The sequence below is a fragment of the Microbispora bryophytorum genome, from assembly GCF_006874465.1.
GTDB classification, from domain to species: Bacteria; Actinomycetota; Actinomycetes; order Streptosporangiales; family Streptosporangiaceae; genus Microbispora; species Microbispora bryophytorum.
Genome location: NZ_VIRL01000005.1, coordinates 311,992 through 327,525, shown reverse-complemented (window position 1 = coordinate 327,525; position 15,534 = coordinate 311,992). Strand labels below are relative to the sequence as shown.

Annotated in this window: 11 protein-coding genes; 4 read left to right on the top strand and 7 right to left on the bottom strand. The window is 71.0% G+C overall.

The features are described 5' to 3' along the window. Positions 1-57: 57 nt before the first annotated feature. Positions 58-1,410 (bottom strand): extracellular solute-binding protein, encoded by a 1,353-nt coding sequence (locus FLX07_RS13500; RefSeq protein WP_208762195.1) that lies wholly within the window; start codon positions 1,408-1,410, stop codon positions 58-60. Positions 1,411-1,880: 470 nt separating this feature from the next. Here FLX07_RS13500 and FLX07_RS13495 point away from each other — a divergent pair, with 470 nt between their 5' ends. The 3 genes from FLX07_RS13495 to FLX07_RS13485 all read left to right on the top strand — a co-directional run bounded on the left by FLX07_RS13495 (position 1,881) and on the right by FLX07_RS13485 (position 4,121). Then, positions 1,881-2,615: a GntR family transcriptional regulator gene (locus FLX07_RS13495; RefSeq protein WP_142571087.1), complete on the top strand. Its 735-nt coding sequence runs from the start codon at positions 1,881-1,883 to the stop codon at positions 2,613-2,615. Positions 2,616-2,710: 95 nt separating this feature from the next. After that, the gene (locus tag FLX07_RS13490; RefSeq protein ID WP_142571086.1) at positions 2,711-3,280 is read left to right on the top strand and encodes a DJ-1/PfpI family protein; all 570 of its coding nucleotides are present in this window, start codon (positions 2,711-2,713) and stop codon (positions 3,278-3,280) included. A gap of 19 nt (positions 3,281-3,299) precedes the next feature. Then, positions 3,300-4,121 carry an alpha/beta fold hydrolase gene (locus FLX07_RS13485; RefSeq protein WP_142571085.1) on the top strand — a complete coding sequence of 274 codons (822 nt, stop codon included), beginning with the start codon at positions 3,300-3,302 and terminating at the stop codon, positions 4,119-4,121. Positions 4,122-4,453: 332 nt separating this feature from the next. On the opposite strand, the gene FLX07_RS13480 is transcribed toward FLX07_RS13485, so the two are convergent. The 3 genes from FLX07_RS13480 to FLX07_RS13470 form a co-directional block, all read right to left on the bottom strand. Next, complete coding sequence (locus tag FLX07_RS13480) at positions 4,454-7,282, bottom strand: glycosyl hydrolase family 95 catalytic domain-containing protein (protein ID WP_208762194.1); 2,829 nt, start codon at positions 7,280-7,282, stop codon at positions 4,454-4,456. Between the two features lie 259 nt (positions 7,283-7,541). After that, positions 7,542-8,867 (bottom strand): poly(ethylene terephthalate) hydrolase family protein, encoded by a 1,326-nt coding sequence (locus tag FLX07_RS13475; protein WP_142571083.1) that lies wholly within the window; start codon positions 8,865-8,867, stop codon positions 7,542-7,544. 847 nt (positions 8,868-9,714) lie between these two features. Then, entirely contained in the window at positions 9,715-10,113 is a 399-nt protein-coding gene (locus FLX07_RS13470) for a hypothetical protein (protein WP_142571082.1), read from the bottom strand. Positions 10,114-10,283: 170 nt separating this feature from the next. Between FLX07_RS13470 and FLX07_RS13465 the strand changes: the two genes are divergently transcribed. Beyond that, on the top strand, positions 10,284-10,541 hold the full coding sequence (locus tag FLX07_RS13465) for an FAD-binding protein (protein ID WP_223853369.1): 258 nt from the start codon (positions 10,284-10,286) through the stop codon (positions 10,539-10,541). A 162-nt stretch (positions 10,542-10,703) separates the two neighbouring features. Here the strand turns inward: FLX07_RS13465 and FLX07_RS13460 are convergent, their stop codons facing one another. From FLX07_RS13460 to FLX07_RS13450, 3 genes are read right to left on the bottom strand one after another with little or no spacing between them, the layout of a single operon-like run. Then, complete coding sequence (locus FLX07_RS13460) at positions 10,704-11,867, bottom strand: thiopeptide maturation pyridine synthase (RefSeq protein ID WP_167748232.1); 1,164 nt, start codon at positions 11,865-11,867, stop codon at positions 10,704-10,706. Then, on the bottom strand, positions 11,855-12,889 hold the full coding sequence (locus FLX07_RS13455; RefSeq protein ID WP_142571080.1) for a lantibiotic dehydratase C-terminal domain-containing protein: 1,035 nt from the start codon (positions 12,887-12,889) through the stop codon (positions 11,855-11,857). Before FLX07_RS13455 ends, FLX07_RS13460 begins: the two co-directional genes overlap by 13 nt. Then, a complete protein-coding gene (locus tag FLX07_RS13450) occupies positions 12,886-15,510 on the bottom strand; it encodes a lantibiotic dehydratase (RefSeq protein ID WP_142571079.1) in 2,625 nt (874 codons plus the stop codon). The genes FLX07_RS13455 and FLX07_RS13450 overlap by 4 nt, the downstream gene beginning before the upstream one ends. Positions 15,511-15,534 lie beyond the last annotated feature (24 nt).

Here is a 15,534-nt window from a genome sequence, read left to right as displayed (position 1 = left end):
GCGGCGTCGCGGACGCCACCTGCCCGGGGCGGTCGGTCGTCAGAGGGGCGGGGTCACTCACAGTCCGCCGCCGCCCTTGCGGCCGCTGGAGTCGAGCACGCTCTGCTGCTCCTTGGCGATGTCGTCGAGCGCGTCCTTCGGCTGCTTCGCGCCGTTGAGAGCCGCGTTGACGTTGGTGTTCTCAATGTCGATGAGGCGCGCGTACTCGGGGACGTTCCACATGTCCCGCATCCGCGGAACCGAGTCGGCGTACACCTTGTTGAACGGTCCGGCATTGAGGAACTCGGGCGACTCCAGGGCGTCCGTACGCGCCGGCACGCCGCCGGCCGCGGCCCACTTCTTCTGGATGTCAGCCTGCTCGAACCACTTCATGAAGTTCAGAGCCTCCGCCTGCTTCTCCTTGGAGGAGTAGGCCGACACGTGCATCCCCATGCCGCCGAGAGGCACCAGGTTCGTCTTCTGGCTCGGCAGGGTGGCGAATCCCAGCTTGCTGAGGATTTCCTCCCGCGTGGAGCCGAGCGTCGACTGCTTCGGGTCGAGCAGGCCGCCGCTCGCGGCGATCCAGTTGAACGCGATGCATGCCTTGCCCTGGGCGACCGCCGCGTTCACCTCGTCGATGAACCAGTTGCCGGAGCCCTTGGCGGTCAGCGGCTTCATCTTGTTGACCAGGACGTCCATCGCCTCCTGGCCCGCCGCGTCGTTGATGACGCCATCGATCTTGCGCGCCTTGGAGTCCCAGAGGTTGCCGCCGTAGAGGCCGTTGACCGTGTTGTAGGTCACGGCCGCGGCGTCGGAGCCGTTGGCCTGGTGGAAGGCCAGCCCGCTGATGCCGGGGTTGTCGGCCTGGCACTTCTCGGCGGCTGAGATCATCTCGTCCCAGGTCTGCGGTGCCTTGTCGCCGATCAGATCCTTGCGGTAGATCATCGTCCAGGTGTCACCGAGCAGCGGCAGTCCGTACAGGCTGGCGTTTTCGTCGCGCTTCCCGGTCTCCGCCTGGGGGAACTGGCCGTAGGCCGCCAGGAGGTACGGGTTGTAGGCGTTGACGTCGATGTTCTTCTTGACGAAGTCGGTGATGTCGAGGATGTTGCCGTTCGTCACGGCCTCGCCGATGTGCTGCGAGTCCAGGACCGGAATGTCGAAGTCGGTCTTGTGCGCTGCGAACTGGGTGAACATCGCGTCGTGCCAGTTCGCGTTCGGCACGGTGTTGACCTTGATGGTCACATTCGGCCGCTCCTTGGTGTACTCCGCGTTCGCGAAGGTTTCCAGGGCGTGGGCGGGGGGCCAGTCGAACCAGATGAAGCTGAGGGTCAGCGGGTCCTTGGTGAGCTCCGGGATGGTCGCCGGCGCCTTGGGGGCGCTCGCACTCGCGCCGTCGTCCTGGCCGCCGCAGGCCGCCATGGTCGTGGCCACCAACATGGCCGCCGTCGCCAGTTGCGCCGTTCTACGGGGAACGGACAGTCGTCCGCTTCGCCTTAAATACCGCATCTTCTTGCCTGCTTTCTGGGTGGTGACCTCTGGACCCTTGCTGCGTGCTTCGCCGAGCAGTTGCTGGGGGGGTGTTCAGGCGTGTTGCCGGCTGTCGCAGGGGCTGACCCGCAGACCGGCGTCACGAGTACGCCGCGACGTAATGGCGCTTCAAGCAGTCGAGAGGTCCTTCGGCCCTTGTGCGGCCCGGTGGCGAACCGAGTAGGACGTCGAGCGTGCTCATAGGAGCTCCAACTGATCGAAGAGGAGCGATGGCGGAAGGTTCCGCGATGGGTGCAGGATGGCTGGCATCCGCCACCTTTCCTATACGATCCGGGTGGGGGCGTCAACATCCCGCAGCGTTGCGACGGACGTCAACAGGTTTCTGAAAACACCAGAAAGGACCTCACGTCACGATGGACGACGAAACGATGATCGCGCGGCGCCGTGGGGTCATGACGGGCGGAACGCCGCCGCGAAGATCTCGCGGCCGGCTTGCCGACGAGGTGTACGACACGCTGCTCGGACAGCTGATGTCGCTACGGATCGAGCCTGGCTCCCGCGTCACGATCGACGTCCTGGCGCGAGAGCTGGGGGTCTCGCAGACGCCGATCCGAGACGCTCTGAACCGCATGGAGGCCGAGGGCCTGGTCGTGCGGGTGCCCCATGCCGGCTATCGCATTCCCCCCCAGATCACCCGTCAGCGATTCGAGGACATGCTTGAGGTCCGCCTGCTCCTCGAGCCGGCAGCGGCGCGCAGATCCGCAGAACGCGCATCGTTGAAGCAGGTGGCCGGTCTGCGACGGATGCTGGAGGAGATGGCGGAGCTGGAGGGGGGCAACGGGCTCATGGCCTATGGCGCCTTCGGGCTACGCGACGCCGCTTTTCACGATCTCGTCGCCCTGAGCGCGGAGAACCAGGTCATCCGCGAAACGCTCGCTCGCCTGCACACGCACGTGCACCTGTTCCGGCTTCTCCACGACACCCAGGTCACCCACTTGGCCATGGCCGAGCACGAAGAGGTTCTGGCCGCGGTCGCCGCACGTGACCCCGACGCCGCCGCCTACGCCATGCGCCGGCACATCCTGCTGTCCGGCGAGCGGTTCCGGCGATTGTTCGACGAAGTCAAGGACGCGGACGGAATCGCGTAAAGGCTTGACGAGCGGGCCGAGCCAGGGAATGCTAACGCAATCGGATCGGATCGGATTGGATCCACCTCACCCGCCCGAGATGCGAGGAGAAGTAGGTGCCTAGAGCACTGCTCCTTACCGGCGATGCCGCCGAGGAGCTCGACACCATGTATCCGTACTATCGCGTGCAGGAGGGCGGCTGGGACGTTGACGTCTCGTCACTGACGATGCGTGACGTTCAGCTGGTCATCCACGAGTTCGACCCCAACTCCGACGCCTACGTGGAGAAGAACGGTCGAAAGCTGCCGGTCGACGTGCCCTGGGCCGAGGTCGACGTCGAGCGCTATGACGCCCTCATCATCCCCGGGGGCCGTGCCCCCGAGTGGATCCGGGTCAACGCCGACGTCAGGCGCATCACCGAGCACTTCTTCGCGCGCAACCTCCCGATCGCGCTGGTGTGCCACGGCGCGCAGGTGCCGGCTGTGTACGGGCTGCTGAAGGGTCGAAAGACGGCGTGCTTCCCCCCCATCACCGGTGACATGGAGAACGCGGGCGCGACGGTCATCGACGCTCCCGACGTGGTGGACGGCAACCTCGTCTCCTGCCGGGGCTGGCCCGACATGCCGCAGTTCGGCAGGGCGATGATGGAGGTCTTCTCGAAGTCCATCGGCTCCGCATCGGCATGAGCACACCTGACCTGTCCCGGTGACGGCACTTCGGACCGTCACAGTCGACGGCTCTCCCGTCCACGTCCTGGAGAGCGGCACCGGGCCCGCAGTGCTCATGCTGCACGGCTCCGGACCCGGTACGACCGGATCCGGAGCCTGGGCGACGACGGCACAGGCGCTGGGCACGTCCTGGCACCTGGTGGCTCCTGACCAGGCGGGGTTCGGCAGTACACCGATACCGTCGGGCTCGAGGGGTGGGCTCCGGCTGTGGACGGAGCAGGCCGCGGGCCTGATGGACGCTCTCGGTTTCGAGCACTACGCCGTGGTGGGCCACTCCATGGGCGGCGCCGTGGCGCTGGCGCTGGCGGCCGCGCGTCCCCAGCAGGTCACCCGTGTCGTGGCGGTCTCGACGATGGGTGCCCCCGGGGCGCCCCTGTCCGCCGATCTCGACGCGGTCTGGGCCGCCCCCGCCGGCCCGCTCGGGGCACGAGACATGTTGAGTCGCCTCGTCCTCGACCAAGCGCTCGTGACCGAGTCGGCCGTCGCCGCCCGTGCGGCCGCGATGCGAGCGGGGGCGGACGCATACGCGACGTTGTTCCCTCCGCCCAGGGCACGTTGGGCCGAGGACCTCACCCTCTCGGCGCAGACGCTGGCAGGGGTCCGCGCGCCCGTGCTGCTCGTCCACGGCGCCGAGGACCGAGTCACCCCGCTCGGGACGTCGGCCCTGCCCCTGCTCGAACACCTGGCCGATGTCCGTCTGCACGTCTTCGGCCGATGCGGGCACGTGCCGCCGCTTGAGCACCCGCACGACTTCAGGCGACTCCTGTCGTGCTTCCTCGGCCGGGAAGGAGGTCACTGATCGCTGCGACAGGTCCGCAGCCCGTGCTCAAGCAGATCGGCATGAAGCAGGCGTGATCCCCCCCACGCGCGTGCCGGAAGGCGCGAGCGTATCGGTGTGAGGTGATTCGGCCGATCGTGCCGACACCCTCATCTGCCCGGCATCTGCCCGATCAGCCTCGGTGACGGCACCGAGGCTGCTCGGCTCGCACCACGTCCGGCCGCGCCGGGCGGGTGCTCCCTCCGCCCGGCGCGTCGTGCGCGTCCTCCGGCTCCGCGAGCCGCGGCGTCCGCCGTGTGCCCACGGCGGACGCCGCGGCCCGGAACCCTCCTGTCATGCCCGGATCGGCCAGGTCAGACGGTGGTGATCGTCCACTGGTTGTTGGTGTTGCCGTTGGGTGTCCACATGCCGACGGCGGAGCCGGCGGTGGTGTAGCCCATGCCGTCGAGGGACGTGCCGGTGCCGCGGTTGACGATCTGGTAGCGGCCGTTGCCGAGGTCGTTCAGGCGCCACTGCTGGTTGTTGCCGCCGTTCCAGGCCGACTGCCGGGCGTTGGCGCCGTTGGCGGTGTTGCCCCAGCTGTCGGCGACCATGCCGTTGGTGCGGTTGACGATCCGGTACCAGCCGCCGCCCAGGTCGACCAGCTGCCACTGCAGGTTCGTGCTGCCGTCCCAGTTCCACTGCTTCAGGTTCGACCCCGACGCCACGTTGCCGCCGCTGTCCAGCGCCAGGCCGGTGGTGGCGTTGGCGATCCGCACGTAGCCGGTGGGGGTGCTGCCGCCGCCGGACCCGGTCAGGCGATAGGTGCGGCCGGCCTGGCCGGGCAGCGCGATGACGTCGGCCTCGGGTTTGGTGACGGTGACGGCGCCGCCGGTCTCGGCGTCGACCACCTGGTAGGTGCCGCTGAAGATCCGGTTGCGCACGTTGACCGTGCCGGTGCGGTCGAACTTGACGAGGATCTCGGTGTTCCCATTGGAGCTCCACGTCGCGTCCACGGTGTAGCCGCCGCGCCCTCGCAGGCCCTGCACCTTCCCGCTCGGCCAGGCCGACGGCAGCGCGGGCAGCACGTTCAGCTCGCCGGTGTGGCTCTGCAGCAGCATCTCGGCGATGCCGGACGTCGCGCCGAAGTTGCCGTCGATCTGGAACGGCGGGTGCAGGTCGAACATGTTCGGCGCGAGCCGGTCGGTCCTCACCAGCAGGCCGATGAGGCTGCGCGCCTTGTTGCCCTCCTCCATCCGCGCCCAGTAGTTGATCTTCCAGGCGAGGGACCAGCCGGTGCCGTCGTCGCCGCGTAGTTCGAGGGTCCGCCGCGCGGCGTTGTAGAGGGTGGGGGTGCCCCGCTTGGTGATCTGGTTGCTGGGGTGCAGGCCGTACAGGTGGGAGATGTGGCGGTGGTTCTGCTCGGTCTCCACCCAGTCGTACAGCCACTCCTGGATGTTGCCGCGCGAGCCGACCTTCATCGGAGGAAGCCGGTCCCGGGCGGCCAGGACCTGGCTCCGGAAGCTCGCGTCGGTGCCGAGGACCTCGCTGGCCTTGGCGCAGCCGTTGAACAGGTCGCGCAGGATCTGGTTGTCCATCGTCGGGCCGGCGCACACGCTGACACCCGAGTGGTGGGGAAGCTCGGGGGAGTTCGACGGGTTCGTGACCAGGTAGCCCAGGCTCGGCTCCTGCACCAGGGTCTCCAGGAAGAACTGCGCCGCGCCCTTCATCGCCGGGTAGTTCTGCCGGAGGAACTCGACGTCGCCGGTGAACAGGTAGTGGTCCCAGATCATGGTGGACAGCCAGGCGCCGCCGGTCTGCCACATGCCCCAGAGCGCGCCGTCGACGACCGAGCTGCCCCGCCACGCGTCGGTGTTGTGGTGGGTCACCCAGCCGCCGGCGTTGTACTGCACCCGGGCGGTGCGGGCGCCGGTGACCGTGAGGTCGTTGATCATCCGGAACACCGGCTCGTAGCACTCCGACAGGTTCGTCGTGTCGGCCGGCCAGTAGTTCATCGGGAGGTTCGCGTTGAGGGTGTACTTGGAATCCCATGACGGGCTGAGGGAGTCGTTCCAGATGCCCTGCAGGTTGGCCGGCTGGCTCCCCGGCCGCGAGGAGGAGATCAGCAGGTAGCGGCCGAACTGGAACAGCAGCACCGAGAACTGCGGGTCGTTGGTGTTCGCGTGCTGCGCGATCCGCACGTCGGTCGGCTGGTCGGCCGCCGAGGTGCGGCCGAGGTCGAGCGTGGTGCGCCCGAACAGCCGCTGGTAGTCGGCGACGTGCCTGGAGCGCAGGTCGTCGTAGGTCCTGCCGTTGGCGGCGTTGAGGTACCCCCGCGCGATGCCCTGGTAGTCACCGCTGGTGTCCTTGTAGTTCACGTAGCTGGAGCCGATAGAGATCAGCACGGTAACGCTGTTGGCGTTCCGCACCTGCAGGGTGCCGCCGGAGCTGCTGACGCTGCCGCCGTCGGCGACGGCCTTGGCCAGCGCCAGGAACCTCACCTTGCCGGACAGGCCCCGCTGGTCGCCGGAGACGCCGTCGAGCGCCACCGTCGTGCCGTCCGGGCTGGAGCGCGTGGTCCGCTGGGGGCTGTCGAACGTCGCGGAGAACGTGATCGAGCCGCCCCTGTCGGCGGTGAGGCGGATGGCGATCACCTGATCCGGCGCGCTCGCGAGCACCTCACGCTTGTACCGCACGCCGTTCTGCAGGTACGACGTGGTCGTGGTGGCCGTGGTCAGGTCCAGGACACGGCTGTACTCCGAGACTCCGCTGCTGCTGCCGAAGGTGAGCCGCAGGTTGCCGACGGTCTGGTACGCCAGCTGGGCCGAGGGGTTGCCCAGCATGTTCTGGTCGATGAGGCTCTGGGCCTGGCTCCACTGGTTCTGGAAGACCAGCTGCCGGATCTGGCCGAGAGCTCCCGCGCCCCTCGTGTTGCTCTGGTCGTACGGGCCACCGGCCCAGACGGTGTCCTCGTTGAGCTGCAGCCGCTCGGTGTCGACGTTGCCGAACACCATCGCGCCCAGCCGGCCGTTGCCGATCGGCAGCGCGCGCAGCCAGTCGGTGCCGGCGCTCTCGTCGTACCAGAGGGCCAGGTCGTTCGCGGCGCTCACCTCGGAAGGGGTCGCCGCCGCGGCCCGGGCGACCGCCGTCCACTGGAACGGCGCCAGCGCGGCTCCGGCTCCGGCCGCGCCGAATCGCAGCACTTGCCGTCGGGTGAAATCAGACAATTCAGTTCTCCAAGTCCACGGGGGGTACGGACACTCAGAATCGTTTCGGCCGGGAGCTCCGCTCCGGCGAGACGCAGCGGGTGCCAGGGGGATGACCTGCGACCCGAAGGCCCTGAGCAGGGCCCTGAGCGAGGTGGCGGTGAGGACGGGTGTTCTCCGGCAGGGTCTCCCACCGCCATGAGAGGCCCTGCCCGGAGTCATTGGGACATCGATCGGCACAACGTGCCGGGATCGGTTACGGGCTGGTGCAGGTGAGCGAGGGGGTCGACGGCGTACCGGTGGCGAGGAACCCGAAGGTGGCCGAGCCGGACGCCGGGATCGAGCCGTTGTAGGAGGCGTTCTTCACCGTCACCGCGGAACCGCTCGTGCTCAGCGTGCCGTTCCACAGCTGGCTGATCGTCTGGCCGCCGCCGAGCGTCCACCTGACGGTCCAGCCGTTGACCGCCGTGCCGCCCGCCGTGACCGTGACCATCGCCTGGTAGCCGCCGGGCCACGAGTTCATCGTGCGGTACTCGGCCACGCAGGCGCCCGGCGGCGGGAGCGACGGACTGGCGGACGGCGACGGGGACGGAGATGGGGACGGAGATGGGGACGGAGATGGGGACGGTGACGGGGAGGGAGAGGGCGACGGCGAGCGCGACGGGGTGGACGAGGGGGAGGCGCTCGGCGACGGCGACGATCCGCCCGGCGGCACGTACGGGCATTTGTCGCGGTACATCGAGATGCCGGTGGAGTCCGCCAGCGGGCACAGGAACTGGGTGTACCGGGTGTCGTTGTCCACCCAGATCTTCAGCCAGGGGATCAGCACCCGCATCTCGGTCGTGTTGGCCCGCGTCGCGAACAGGTGGTCCACCCCGGTGATCTCCACCCACGCGCTCGGCGTCGTGGCAGGCAACGTGCTGTACAGCCCGTTGAGATACGACTGCGTGACCGTCGTGTCCCGCTGCCCGGAGATGAACATCGTCGGCACCCGGTCGCTGTACAGGTCGTAGTTGCCCACGGGGGAGCCGGGCGCGAGCCCGACCCCGGCCTTGAGGGAGGGCCGCCGGAGCAGCGCGCTGAGGACTCCCGCGCCGCCCGCCGAGTGGCCGACGACCGACAACCGGTTCGGGTCGACCCGGTCGCGCACCGGACTGCGCTGGGTGAGGTAGTCCAGCGCGGCGAGCAGCTCGGTCCCGCGGGCGTCCGCGCTGTCGGTGCGGCTGTTGGTCTCGATGCCGATCACGACGAAGCCGAACGAGGCGAGCCAGGGGCCCATCCAGGCCTCTTCGTCGGCGAACAGGGCGGAGTAGCCCGGCACGATCGCGACCCCGCCGAACGTCCCCTGGCTGGTGTCGGTCGGATAGTAGACGACTCCGCCGCCGAAGCCGTTGCCGGCCGGCACGCTGGTCTGGGCGGTCGCGAAGGTCCCCCTGGTGGCCGCGACGCTCGCCACGGTCGGGTTCGGCCCGCGCTGGAAGGGGTTGTCCGCGGCCGAGGCCGGCCGGGTCACGATGGCCGCCGAGAACAGCCCGAGGACGGCCACCGCCGCCGCCATCGTCCGGCCAACCGTCCGGCCCATTGTCCGGCCAATCGCCCGGCCCATCGCACGCCGGAGCGACCGGCTCCGCGATCCGGGGCCGGACGCGGACGGGTCCGCGGGGGGCCACCGGGTCTCCGGCGGCGGAACGGCGGGTGCGCTCATGCCTGAGCCTCCATGACTGCGACCAGAAAAAGGGGGAAACGCGCGGCATCAAGCGATGGACGCCGTGCTCCCGTACAAGGGAGCGCACACCACGAGGGCGTCGCGAACGGCGGGCCTCCGCCCCGCGCACCACCACCGGACAGCGGGAGACCGTCTCGGGGCTCAGTGTGGAAACCTCGCCGAAATGTGTCAAGAGCAGGGGGCCGCCGCGAAAGGCGGAGCCGCGTAAATCACCTCGTGATCCCGGAACCGCCGTGGCCGGTGCGCGCTCCGGTGGCGCAGTCATCGGATGAACGTTTCAACCGGTCGCCGCCGCCGGCGAAGCCGGACAGTTCCCTGATGCGGCAGTTGGGGTGCCTCCGCACCCTCCCGCGTTCGCGTCCGGAAGCACCGCGCCACTTGACACCGTGCCCTCTTCTCGGCTTTGCTCCGCTCCACCACCACCGGTCGATCTGTCGAAGTGGAGGAGGACGATGGCGACTTCAGATTGTTAACGCTAACAATCATCCGAGGTGCACGGCTGCCAACCATCCGAGGGGTCAAGAGGCACCCGCTCGCGGTCACGGCCGAAGCCGTACTCGTCCGTGCGCAGGCCGGCGGCGACGCGCCGCTCGGACTCGCGGACGGTCGGCTCGTCGGCGACGGGCGAACCCGCCCGCTCCGAAGGCGGCGCGCATCCGGTTGAGGTGGTCACAGGCGGGCTCGCGGACAGGCGCGAGCGCCTTCAGCCCCCCAGTTTGCCCCCGGCGACCACGTCGATCGCGATCCGGTAGAAGCTGGAGATCGAGTCGCCGCCCTCCGTACCGTTGCGGAACTGCTTGCGCACCTTCGCGAAAGGGTAGGCCAGGCAGCCGTTCGGGAAACGCACGCCCCAGCCGTTCTCGTCGCTGTAGTGCCAGGCGCCGCCGGCCGCCGCGATCAGGCAGGCGCCCAGGAACGAGCCCAGCACGCCGGTCAGGCCCTCCACGTTGTCGGGGTCGAACCCGGGACGCTCGCGCTGGCGGTCGATGAAGCCCTCGACCCAGGCGACGGACTCCTCGTTCAGGCCGAAGGGCACGTCGCTGAGCGGGCCGAGCCTCTCCATCGCGAACGCCACGTTGGCCTCGATCTTCTCCATGCTCATCCGGGCATCGTGGCACGCGGCCGAATGCCCGATCATCAGGATTTCCACGGACGACGGGGCGAACCGGTCGCCCGCCTCACCCAGTGGGCCTTCGCGGCGGGCTACACCGTCACTTCCAGGGTGGCCCGCGGGGTGCCGGTCATCGCGGTCAAGGCCAACGCCGTCGTGCCTTGCGAGGCCCCCCTGACGCCGTCGGTCATCCCGGCCCGCTCGTGCCGGGGGAGGCGGACCGCCGCAGCCGGGTCGTGTCGCGTACGGCGGGGGAGAGCACCGGCCGGCAGCAGCTCACCGAGGCCGACATCGTCGTGTCCGGCGGTCGCGGTCTGGGCGGAGCCGAGCAGTTCGCCCGGGTCGAGCGGCTCGCGGACGCGCTGGGCGGGGACTGCTCGGTGTCTCTCCCCGGCTGCCGTTCTTCGTGTATGGCGTGACGGTCGCCATCGCGACCGTCGCGCTGGCCCGGGCCGCGCTGGTCACACCGCCGCCGCCCCCCGCGGGGAGCGCCCGGCCGGGCATCTCGCTGGCGCGGGCGCTGTGGAGCCGGCAGAGCCCTGAAGCGCTCGACTGCGTATGGAGTTGCAACTTCTTCGTTGTCAGTCTCCGGGACGAGTCTCCTGCGCGGCGGCGAACCGCCGGAGCGCGTCGAGGGCCGACAGGCCATAGACGTCCTCGACCGCGTCGGCCAGTAGATGGCACATCCGGAATCTGTCGAGCGGGGTCAGGCCCATCCGGGTGAGGTGCAGGTAGGTGTAGTTGAGCAGCACCCGGTAGCGCAGAAAGCCTGGGTCGGCGAAGACCGCCTCGTGGTAGGCCGGGCTGTCGAAGATCAGGCGCTGGAGCTCGTTCGGCTCGCGCCGAGGCACCGGCAGGTCGCCGAGCCTGGCCTCGAACGCCTCGCCCGGCTTGGTCGTCGGCTGGACCAGCCGGCCGTCGTCGATCAGGGCGCCCGCCCGGCCGCGGTACCGCTCCAGTAGCGCCGCCCACTCCCGCACGAACGGCGCGGACGGGACGGACGGGGCGGACGGGTCATCGAGCGCGGCGACCACGTCCCGCACTCGCGACGTCAGCGCCTCGCGCCGCTCACGGAAGTCGCGCTCGAAGGCGGCCCGGGTGGCCTCGGGGTCGGCCGCCCAGGTGATGTACCCCTCCGCGTGCATCCGGTAGGACAGGTAGCTGCGGGTGATGGGGTGCGAGGTGTGCGCGACGGTCAGCATGAGGCTCATCGCCAGGCCCAGTTTGCTGTCATCGCCCCCGCGCACATGGTCGAGCATGGCGAACAGCAGCGGCGTGCTGTCGGTGTAGAACGAGGTGAGCAGGTCGACCGCCTCGTCGCTGCCGAGGACGTGCCGCCGGGAGTCGTACGGCGCGTCCCGGATGGAGTTGTCGGGCGGCCACGGGGTGAGTGGCCCGTGCTCCTGCTCGCGCACGGCGAGCAGGCGGTGCCGCGTCAGACTCTCGTCCGGGTCGAGCACGGTCGTGGAGGGATGCTCGTGCAGGTAAGCCCCGACGACCTGGTCGACGCGCGGGCGCACGACCTCCTCCCACAGCCGGGACGTCGCCTTGACGTTGATCCGCACGTGGGGGCCCTGCCGCCAGTGCCGCAGCACGTACGCCGCCTCCACCTGGCCGCGCAGTCCTTCCAACAGGGGGCGTACGGCGTCGAGCAGCAGCCCGTCCTTGTCGGGGGCGTGGTAATAGACGTGGACGCAGTGCCAGATCGGGGCGTCCTGCGTGAGCGTGCCGGTCAGGGGGACCACCTCCTGGAGCCGGCCAGGCCGGCGAGGTCGGTGAGGGCGCGGGCGACGAGGAAGGACAAGTGATGCTCGGTTCCCGCGCGCAGCCCCAGCCGGTTGTGGAACAGATGGGCGCATCGCAGCAGGATCAGCGGCACCGTGCGGCGCTCGGGCGGCACGGCGGTCGCGAGGAAGGCGTGCGGCGAGCCCGAGTCGGACGGCCTGCACCTGCCTGCGGCGTGCAGCGCGTCGAGGTCGTCGCGCAGGGCGCGCACCGACGACGCCCACGTGCCGAGCAGGCCGCCGTCGGAGCCATGCGGATCACCGCGGTTCGGCAGATCCCACAGCGCGCGGGTCTGGGCGAGCAGGGCGTCGCCGCGGCGCAGCCAGTCGTTCTCCCCGCCGGGGATCTCGGGCCGCCGGTCCGCCTCCCGGATGGTCTCCGCGAACGCGCGCACGGCGGTGAGCAGGTCGGGCTCGCAGGCCGCCAGCGCGATGGTGAGCGCGGCGAGCCCGATGGCGGCGCGCTGCTCCATCGGCGCTCCCGCTCTCAGCACGTCGAGCGCGAGCGTGCTCGACACCGTGAAGTGCCGCTCGGCGGCCTCGACGCAGGCCGCGTCACCGTAGGCCGTGTGCTCGGGCCGGTAGGCGACGAACTCCACCGAGTCGGCGGGGCGCAGCCGGTCGTCGTACCGCTCGCGCCGCTCGCCCCGGGCGACGGCCGCCGCGAACGCGCGGTACGCCTCCAGGTCGACCGGGGGAGAGGGGTGCGCGGCGAAGTGGGCCGCTGCCCGCTCGCGCACGAGGCGGTGAACGCGGGAGACCCGCGACGGGTCCGGAACCTCCAGCCGCAGCCGCACATGCTGGCCGCCCTCCCAGTAGCGGAGGAAGAAGTGGCCACGCGCCGTCCCGTTCGAAGTCAGCTCCCGGACGGCCGGGTCCACGACACCGGTGACCAGGGCGTCGAGGTCGCCGAAGTGGAACAGGTGGGCGCTGACCCAGCGGCCTCCGGCCTGCTCGGCGGCATCCGTCCGTGTCGCCGTCATCCGACCGGCCTCGCCGACAGCTGGACGACGTACTCGGTGACCCGTCTCCCGGTGCCGTACAGGGGGGCGTCGGCCGGGTCGGGCAGGGCCTCCTCCAGCACCACGAGTGATCCGGGATCGCGGAGCGAGCGCACGAACCCGGCCAGCAGCAGCATGTCGGCGACATCGACGTACATCGGCTTGCGGTCCTTGCTCAGCAGCCCGACCAGGAGGCCGTCCCCGAGGCCGACCACCCGGGCGAAGAAGCGGCGGGGAACGCCGTGCATCGCCAGCCACCCGGCGAGCCGCGGCAGGTAGGCGGCCTCGCTTTCGCCCTTGTCGGGCACGGGAAAGTCGCCTGCCCGCAGCCGCCAGGCCGCACGGGCGAGCGTCACCCGCCCGACGTCCATCCGCGGCCACCGCTCCACTTCGCCCTCCGCCGGCACGTCGCCGCGGGTGCGGAAGACCCAGCCCGGCACCATGGCCGTGGACGGCTCGCCGAAGGCCCGTACGAGGAACTGCAGCCACGGCGGCAGCCAGTGCTGGGCGGTCATCCCCAGATGGACCGGCCGGACGGTGCGGCCCTGTCGGTCGAGCAGCGCCAGCCGGTCGCGCCCGGCGTCGTAACCGACCGCGAGGTGCGCGGGCGCGAGGGGCGGCAGGTCGGCGTCCCCCGGCGCGAAGGGGTAGTCGAGGGCGAGGTCGGCCGTCGCGGGGCGCACGTTGAGCCCGCCGCCCACGAGTCCCCGGCACTCCGCCACCAGCACGTCACCCTGGTCGGCCCGCAGCTCCTCGGCGGGCGGGACCTCCCCTCCGGCCAGCGCGACCAGCCGGTGCAGCCGCGACAGCCCCCGGCCATACCCGGCGGAGACCGAGTTGACGACGGCGCGCACCCCGTCCGGCCCGTCGGGTACGGCCTGCAGGTAACAGCAGATTGACCCGGGCGGCTGGACGAAGCGCGGCCACGAGGCGGCCAGATCGACCAGGCGGGCAGCGGCGGCCTGGACCGTCGCCTCCCGCGCCGAGGGTCCTGCCCCCATCAGCTCCCAGAACCCCCGCCGCAGCTCGGACAGCTCGCGCAGGCCCAGCGGGGGCTCCTCCCCGGGCACCGCGCGGGGGGCCGCGACAGGGTTGCGCAGCATTCCGCGCAGCAGCGCGCCGCCCGCCCCCGGGGCTCCGGAGTGAATCTGGCGGTAGAGGTCCAGGGCGGAGATCCGGGCTCCGGGGCCGTGCAGGTCGAGGAAGAAAGCGGTGGCCGCGATCTTGACGGGCAGGTCGGGGTCGAACAGGCCCAGCAGGCGGCGTACGGCGTCGAGGTCGTCGAACACGTGCCGCCACGCCGTCGCGTTCAGCCGTCCCGCGACGCCGGGGATGACGGCGCTGTGCCAGAGCAGGTTCTTGTCGGGCAGCGACGGCCCGGCCGGCAGCACCTCCTCCAGCGCCTCGCGCGCTACGGCGGCGGGGTCTGCGGTCTCCTCGTGCGGCATGCGGGGCGAGGAGTGACCGGCGGCCTCCCGCAGCGCTTCGGCGATCCGGACGACCGCCGCCGCGCGCGGCGCCGCCGCCGGGCCCTCAGCGAGCCAGGACGCCAGCCGGCCCACCGGATCGGCCGCCTGCTCGTCGTACGGCGGGACCAGCTCCAGCAGCCCCGCGTCGACCAGCGGCTCGATCCCTGGCGCCTCGGTGAGGGTGGGGAAGGGATGCGCTCGGACCCAGTCGAGGGCCCGGCGCACAGCGGGGCCGGCGGCCACGCTCGTCAATGACTCGTCGGCGCCGGGACCGAGGAACCAGATCCGGCTCCCGTCGTCGGCCGCCGACGGGTTGACCCGCAGCCGCGCCCGCTCGCGCACGGCCCGGTGCCGCGTGAACGCCGACCACAGCGGGCGCAGAACCGCCCGGTCGAGCTCCGCGACGACCTGCCAGGACGGCTCGCCGCCGCTTCGCACCGCGGGCCCGCCCGCCGTCCACCGGCCGAGGCCGCTGAAGGTGAACGTGGCGTACGGGCTGGTCTTGACCGTCGCCCTGGCGACGTACCTGGCCAGCCGCAGCAGCTCCTGCCGGCCCGGCGGGCTGTCCGCCGGACCCGCGAGCCACGCCTCGAGGCGTGCGGCCAGCACGGGGCTGCCCAGAGCGAGTCCGCGCCGGAAGGCGGGGCCCGCCACCGCCTCGCGCAGCAGGGCCGTCTTCTCCCGAGTCTCCTCCGCCAGCAGGGCGGGCAGTGCGGCCCGCAGCGTGTCGGCGTGGTCCCTGCGTACGGTCCACTGCCTGATCCGCTCGGCCAGGTCCTGGGGGAGAGTGGCCATCACCTCGGCGGAGATGGCTCGGCCGGACGGCCGGCGCCCGGTGAACACCGCGCGCCGCAGGGCGACCAGCCCCGCCCTGCGAGAGCCCGCCCCTGTTTCGCCGATCACGTCGTGCAGCGGGCCGGACAGGTCGGCGCCCTCCCGCCGCAGCCACGCCGAGACGTCCGCGAGCTCATCCACGACCGCCCAGGTGCGGGTGCAGCGCAGCCGGTCGAGCCCTGCCAGGGGCAGGCCCGCGACGCGTACCGCGAAGATCGGCGACACGGCATAATCTCGACCGGCGAGCCGTGCGGGACCGCCGCCCTCGGTGACGGGGGCGGCATGCGCTGAATGCGTCAAAGGAACGCGCTCCTCGTGTGGGTC

Excerpts from the sequence above, each read along its gene's own strand:
- FLX07_RS13495 (WP_142571087.1), top strand. The coding sequence starts at position 1,881 with ATGGACGACGAAACGATGATCGCGCGGCGCCGTGGGGTCATGACGGGC.
- FLX07_RS13475 (WP_142571083.1), bottom strand. The coding sequence starts at position 8,867 with ATGGGCCGGACGGTTGGCCGGACGATGGCGGCGGCGGTGGCCGTCCTC.
- FLX07_RS13470 (WP_142571082.1), bottom strand. The coding sequence starts at position 10,113 with ATGAGCATGGAGAAGATCGAGGCCAACGTGGCGTTCGCGATGGAGAGG.
- FLX07_RS13455 (WP_142571080.1), bottom strand. The coding sequence starts at position 12,889 with ATGACGGCGACACGGACGGATGCCGCCGAGCAGGCCGGAGGCCGCTGG.